Annotated in this window: 5 protein-coding genes; all 5 read left to right on the top strand. The window is 34.1% G+C overall.

What is annotated here, in order from left to right; genetic code table 11:
• Nucleotides 1–569: 569 nt before the first annotated feature.
• The 5 genes from RMO83_RS14950 (at nucleotide 570) to RMO83_RS14930 (ending at nucleotide 6,584) form a co-directional block, all read left to right on the top strand.
• Nucleotides 570–1,616 carry a pesticidal protein Cry7Aa gene (locus RMO83_RS14950; RefSeq protein ID WP_310560497.1) on the top strand — a complete coding sequence of 349 codons (1,047 nt, stop codon included), beginning with the start codon at nucleotides 570–572 and terminating at the stop codon, nucleotides 1,614–1,616.
• Nucleotides 1,606–4,020 carry a glycosyltransferase gene (locus RMO83_RS14945; RefSeq protein WP_310560496.1) on the top strand — a complete coding sequence of 805 codons (2,415 nt, stop codon included), beginning with the start codon at nucleotides 1,606–1,608 and terminating at the stop codon, nucleotides 4,018–4,020. Before RMO83_RS14950 ends, RMO83_RS14945 begins: the two co-directional genes overlap by 11 nt.
• A gap of 202 nt (nucleotides 4,021–4,222) precedes the next feature.
• Nucleotides 4,223–4,696 (top strand): DNA starvation/stationary phase protection protein, encoded by a 474-nt coding sequence (locus tag RMO83_RS14940; protein ID WP_310560495.1) that lies wholly within the window; start codon nucleotides 4,223–4,225, stop codon nucleotides 4,694–4,696.
• Nucleotides 4,697–5,087: 391 nt separating this feature from the next.
• Nucleotides 5,088–5,846: an ABC transporter permease gene (locus RMO83_RS14935; protein ID WP_310560494.1), complete on the top strand. Its 759-nt coding sequence runs from the start codon at nucleotides 5,088–5,090 to the stop codon at nucleotides 5,844–5,846.
• A gap of 3 nt (nucleotides 5,847–5,849) precedes the next feature.
• Nucleotides 5,850–6,584, top strand: a complete 735-nt coding sequence (locus RMO83_RS14930) for an ATP-binding cassette domain-containing protein (RefSeq protein WP_310560493.1) — start codon at nucleotides 5,850–5,852, stop codon at nucleotides 6,582–6,584.
• Nucleotides 6,585–6,599: the final 15 nt, after the last annotated feature.

The following is a 6,599-nucleotide window of genomic DNA, read 5'->3' as shown; positions in this document are numbered from 1 at the left end:
GATAAAGCTGAAATAGAACAATTATCTTTTTTTTGACACCTTGTTTTTAAAAATGACAGAGTATAAAAAATAAACAACTGAATAACAATAAGATAAAAAATAGAAATAGCCGTTTTTATTTTTTATCGGACATTAATGCTTATAAATATATGCTAGCTAACATCAAACATTATTATATTTTAATCCAATTTAACGATAATGTTTGTCAAGTTTATGGTGTAAGCACCTAAAGCGACCCGTTTCTCCTGCATTGTGACTCCTACGGAGTGACAAATAGCTTTATATTTTGGACTATTTTATAAGCGTTTATAGTGTAAAATTACATAAGTATTAAAAATATCAGAAGACGGAAATTATTTTTGGGGAGTAGTTTTTTTTGGTTTTTTGGTTGGAGGTTGCTGTTAACAGCAACCTCTTTTTTTTTGAAAATTTTACAAGTTTTGCTTTGAACTAGGCAAAATAATGTGTGAATATTATAATCAATTACTAAAGTAGTATAACTTTTTAAGTGTCTTTAAAAGCGACCTTTAATATTCATTATTAGCATCTAAATAATTCAATAAAAAGTTATGATACAAGTAAAAAAACACGGAATAATAATTGACAAAACAACACTCCCATTCGAGAATGAAGGCGTGTTAAACCCTGCTGCTATTAGAGAGGGAGCTTTTGTCCATCTGTTTTATAGAGCGGTTGCCTATGGGAATTATTCTAGTATTGGCTATTGCAAATTATTGGGACCCTTAGAAGTAGAGCAGCGGATGAATACTGCTTTGATTTCTCCAGAATTTGAGTATGAAAAGCACGGTATTGAGGATCCAAGAATCGTAGAAATTGACGATTTGTTTTACCTTACTTATACGGCTTATGATGGCATAAACGCTTTGGGAGCCTTGGCAACTTCTACCGATTTAATTCATTTTGATAAAAAAGGAATCATTGTTCCTCAAATGACGTACGAGGAATTTAATAGTTTGGCGGAAACTGATATTGTATTGGACGAAAAATATTATCGCTTCAATCAGCACAATCATATTATTGAGAAAGAAGGATTGAAAATGTTGCTTTGGGACAAGAATGTTATTTTCTTTCCAAGACGAATCAACGGCAAATTGTGGTTCTTTCACCGCGTTCGACCTGAAATACAAATTGTAGTGCAAATAGAATCATTAGAAGAGCTAACAAAAGATTTTTGGAAAAATTATTTTCTTCATTTTAATGATTTTGTAGTGCTTTCGCCAAAATACGAACACGAAAAAAGCTATATCGGCGGTGGTTGTCCTCCCATTGAAACTGACTTGGGATGGCTTATTATTTATCACGGGGTTCACGAGACCACAAAAGGCTATGTTTATTCGGCTTGTGCCGCTTTGTTGGATTTAGATAATCCACAAATCGAACTAGCACGTTTGCCTTATGCATTGTTTAAGCCTGAGGAACCTTGGGAACTAAAAGGCGAAGTCAATAACGTGTGTTTCCCTACTGGAGCTGCAATTTTTGATGATACTTTATATATTTATTACGGTGCTGCCGACGAAAGAGTGGCTTGTGCATCTGTAAGTGTTTCTGAATTGCTAAAAGAATTAATGTCAAACAAAAAATCAAATGATAAATAAAATAATAGTCAACCCAATCCAAGTATTGCCAACAAAAATTTATCCTAAAAATAGTTCTGATATTGGAATCAATTTTCAAAAAGCAGCAATCAAATTGCCTGAAATTTTAGTTGTTACCACTTATCCACCCAGAGAATGTGGCATAGCTACCTATTCGCAAGATTTAATCTTTGCTTTAAATAACAAATTCTCTAAATCATTTAACATTAAAATTGCCGCATTAGAATCAGAAAACGAACATCCTACTTATACAGATGCTATTTATGCCGTTTTAGAAACCGATAATGCCAATTCTTACGCAGCATTAGCGCTCAAAATCAACAATAATTCGGCTAATGAAATGGTTTTAGTTCAGCATGAATTTGGTTTGTTTAGTGGCAATGAAGGAGATTTCATTTCATTTTTAAAATCCATTCGTAAACCAATAATTTTAGTTTTTCATACTGTTTTGCCACGTCCTTCCGAAAATCTTAAAAGTCAAGTCCAAGCCATCAATGCAGCAGTTGATAATTTTATAGTGATGACCAATTCATCCTCAAAAATATTGCAAAACGATTATGCTGTTTTGCGAGATAAAATTGCCGTAATCCCACACGGAACGCATCTTGTAGAACATTTGAACAAGGAAGTCCTTAAAGAAAAATACCATTTATCAGGCAAAAAAATCATATCTACTTTTGGTTTGTTGAGTTCCGGGAAATCCATCGAAACGTCTGTAGAGGCGCTGCAAACTATTGTCAAGGAACAACCTGATGTATTATTTCTAATTATCGGTAAAACACATCCAACAGTTTTCAAAAGAGAAGGCGAAAAATATAGAAATTCCTTAGAAGACAAAATTATTGCTTTGAATTTGCAAAACAATGTAAAATTCATCAATAAATATTTGCCGCTGGACGAACTATTGGAATACCTGCAACTTACGGATATTTATCTTTTTACGTCCAAAGATAGAAATCAAGCCGTGAGCGGTACGTTTGCTTATGCTATTAGTTGTGGTTGTCCAATAATTTCTACTCCAATTCCCCACGCGGTCGAAGTTTTGAAAAACGATGTTGGGATTATTATCGATTTTGAAAATCCTGAACAATTAGCAAAAGAAGTAATTCATTTGTTAGGAGATGATCAATTGCGCAAAAATATCACTGCCAATGGCATTCACAAATTAGCCCCAACTGCTTGGGAAAATTCGGCAATTGCCCATGCGCTTTTAATAGAAAAAAAGGTCGCTCATCCAATAAATTTGCAGTATAGAATTCCCAAAATCAATCTCAATCATTTCAAAAATTTAACAACTCCGTTTGGAATGATTCAGTTTTCAATCATCAATCAGCCCGATTTAAACTCGGGTTATACTATCGATGACAATGCAAGAGCTTTGGTCGCCATGTGCCAGCATTTTGAATTAACAAACGACAAAACCGATTTAGAGTATATCAATCGTTATTTCAGTTTTATAAGACACTGTTATCAAGCCGACGGGACTTTCTTGAACTATATCAATAGTAACAAAAAGTTTACCAAACAAAACAGCGAAAATCTCGACGATGCAAACGGAAGAACCATCTGGGCTTTGGGATACCTCATTTCTTTGGGTGAAATTTTGCCAGCAAAATTATATGAAGATGCTGTAGTGGCAATGCAATTGGGATTAAAAAATGTTCATAAAATTACTTCTACTCGATCTATCGCTTTCATCATTAAGGGGATTTATTATAGTAATCTGAAACAAAAATCGATTCAAAATGTGCTTTTACTACAACATCTTGCCGATAAATTGGTACAGATGTTCAAACACGAAGCTAAGGAAGATTGGCAATGGTTCGAAAGCTATCTTACATATGCCAATAGCATTTTACCTGAAGCGATGCTGTGTGCTTACTTATCTACAGGTGAGAACTCCTATAAGAATATTGCCAAAAAATCTTTCGATTTCTTATTGTCAAAGATTTACAGAAACAACAGTATTAGGGTAGTTTCAAATAAAGGTTGGCTCAACATAGGTGAGAAATTAAATCTCGAAAAAGTAGGTGGCGAACAGCCCATTGACGTAGCATACACCATTTTGGCGCTGAGCAAATTTTACAACACATTTGAAGATGAGAAGTATTGGCGAAAAATGAAAATTGGTTTCAACTGGTTTTTGGGACACAATCATTTACATCAAATTATCTATAATCCGTGTACTGGTGGTTGTTATGATGGTTTAGAAGATAAATATGTCAATTTGAACCAAGGTGCCGAATCAACGGTAAGTTATTTGATGGCACGACTTACAATGGAAAAACATTTGAAAGAGAAACTAGCTCAAAAAACGAATGAAATGATTATGCCTAGGAAAAGCAAATTGAAATCAAATGTAAAAATTTCGATTATTGAACCTAAAAAACTAGGAATTATATAAGTTTTATCCAAAGTTATGTAACAATCTAATCCTCAGTTTTTAGAAATTTACATATAGAAATAACGGAAGTTAATTTCTTTAAAAAAACAGTCAATGTCGTTTGGTCAAGAGAAGAAGCTACTCACCAATAATGTAAAATTATTGGTACTAACAAATGACTTTGATGTTTTTTAATTTATTCAAGAATATAAACACTAGTATTATGATACCAAAAATTGGGATTACCGAAGATCATTTGCAAAAAGCGAACGCATTGCTTTCAGTTGTTTTGGCAGATGAAATGACACTATATGTCAAAACAAGAAAATTTCACTGGAATGTAGCAGGACAAAGTTTTATGGAATTGCATAAATTATTTGAATCGCAGTACACCGAATTAGAAGCTATTATTGATGCTGTGGCCGAACGTATCGGTAAATTAGGTGGCAAAACGATAGGAACAATGAACGAATTTGTATTGCTAGCTCGAATTGTGGAGCATCCAAACCAATACCCAGTTCAGAACACGATGCTTACAGAACTTTTATCGGATCACGAATCACTAGTGGCTGAATTGCGAAAAGACATCGATTTAGCAACAGAAGAACACCACGATGCTGGAACAGCCGATTTGCTCACTGGAATTATGCAACAACACGAAACCATAGCTTGGATTTTGAGACGGTATTTAGCTTAAAATAAAAATCAATTTGCGTAAATTGTTTTTTTTGGTTGGCGGCTGTCTTTTATAGACAGTCGCTTTTTTTTGTAGATTATACGTAGCAAGAAAAATATATTGACGCAATAAGTAAAAGAAGTTTTTGCCACTGTTTTCCCAAATTAAAAAAGATTTTACAAGTTTTCTGAGGAATCAATCTGTGCTAATCTGTGAAATCTGTGGCAAAGAAATTTAGAGTTTTAAAACACGACATTAAATTTTAATCATTACTTAGACAACTCGTTCAAGAATAAAAACAGTAAATAATATAACTTATCGCCAAAATTATATAACAGGTTTTCCGGCTAAGTCGCTCATCTTTACCCATTGAAAACTGAAACTATTTAGTGTAATATAAAACTGTACTATTTTGACTCCATATTTACAAAATGTTTTTAATGATGCCGGTAATGTAACCCAATTTGCCTTGCGTTTTTTTAAAGAAATGCTCAAACCTCCGTTTCAATTCCGAGAGTTTATCCGACAATGTTTTGCTGTTGGATATAAAACATTGCCGTTAATAAGCATCACAGGATTTATTATGGGATTGGTGTTGACCATTCAATCACGACCCACATTGTTGAAATTTGGAGCCGAATCTTGGTTGCCCAGTATGGTTTCGTTGTCTTTAATTAGAGAAATTGGACCTGTTGTTACCGCCTTAATTTGTGCTGGAAAAATCGCTTCAGGAATTGGAGCCGAGTTGGGTTCGATGAAGGTAACCGAGCAAATTGATGCAATGGAAGTTTCTGCCATCAATCCCTATAAATATTTAGTTGTTACCCGAATTTTGGCGACCACACTTATGCTGCCAATTTTAGTGATTTATGCTGATTTTATTGGTATTTACGGTGGTTATGTAGGCTACAACATTCACGGAAGTATGACCTTGTTTCGCTATTTTTCGGATGTGTTAGAACATTTAGAATTTTTAGATTTTTTTCCTGCCGTGATCAAAACCTTTTTCTTTGGTTTTTTTATAGGATTAATTGGTTCTTACAAAGGGTTTAATGCTTCAAACGGAACCGCTAGTGTGGGTATTGCAGCAAACGAAGCAGTGGTTGCAGCCTCACTTTCTGTATTTATTATCGATATGATGGCGGTACAATTAACTGATTTATTTTTCTAAGATATGGAAGCTAAACCTATCATAGCCATTACAAATTTGTATAAATCTTTTGGCGATAAAGAAGTTTTAAAAGGAATAAACCTTAGAGTTCAAAATGGAGAAAATTTAGTAATTCTAGGACGTTCCGGTTCTGGAAAATCGGTAACTATAAAATGTCTGGTGGGATTAGACAGGGCTGATAAAGGGGAAATCAAAATTTTTGATCAAGAAATCACCAGTTTAAATAATGATCAGATCAACGAAATCAGGACGAGTATTGGTTTTATGTTTCAAAATGGTGCTTTGTATGATTCGATGTCAGTAAGGCAAAATTTGAGATTTACCTTGAAACATCACAGCCAAAATTTAGAAGAATCGGACATTGAAAGTCGCATTAGCGAAGCTCTGGAAAGTGTTGGTTTAGTCGAGGCCATAGATAAAATGCCTGCAGAATTATCTGGAGGTATGAAAAAAAGAATCGCATTGGCAAGAGCGATAATCATCAAACCCAAGATTATTTTGTATGACGAACCTACTTCGGGTTTAGACACGATTACCTCTCGAGAAATTAGCGAATTGATACTGTCAGTTCAAAAAAAATACAAAACAAGTTCGATTATCATTACACACGATATGGCTTGCGCAAAAACGACGGGCAACCGAATTTTAATTCTTAGTGAAGGACAAATTAAAGCAGAAGGCACGTATGACGAATTAGAAAAGAGTAATGACGAATGGGTACACTCGTTTTTTATATAAACCAAAAAATAATAA

The organism is Flavobacterium sp. (assembly GCF_031423415.1).
Lineage (GTDB): Bacteria > Bacteroidota > Bacteroidia > Flavobacteriales > Flavobacteriaceae > Flavobacterium.
Note: the sequence above shows the minus strand (reverse complement) of the source record. Positions and strands in the feature narration are given on the sequence as shown.

Bases quoted from the DNA above. Each gene is read 5' to 3' on its own strand.
- RMO83_RS14950 (WP_310560497.1), top strand. From the start codon at position 570: ATGATACAAGTAAAAAAACACGGAATAATAATTGACAAAACAACACTC.
- RMO83_RS14945 (WP_310560496.1), top strand. From the start codon at position 1,606: ATGATAAATAAAATAATAGTCAACCCAATCCAAGTATTGCCAACAAAA.
- RMO83_RS14940 (WP_310560495.1), top strand. From the start codon at position 4,223: ATGATACCAAAAATTGGGATTACCGAAGATCATTTGCAAAAAGCGAAC.
- RMO83_RS14930 (WP_310560493.1), top strand. From the start codon at position 5,850: ATGGAAGCTAAACCTATCATAGCCATTACAAATTTGTATAAATCTTTT.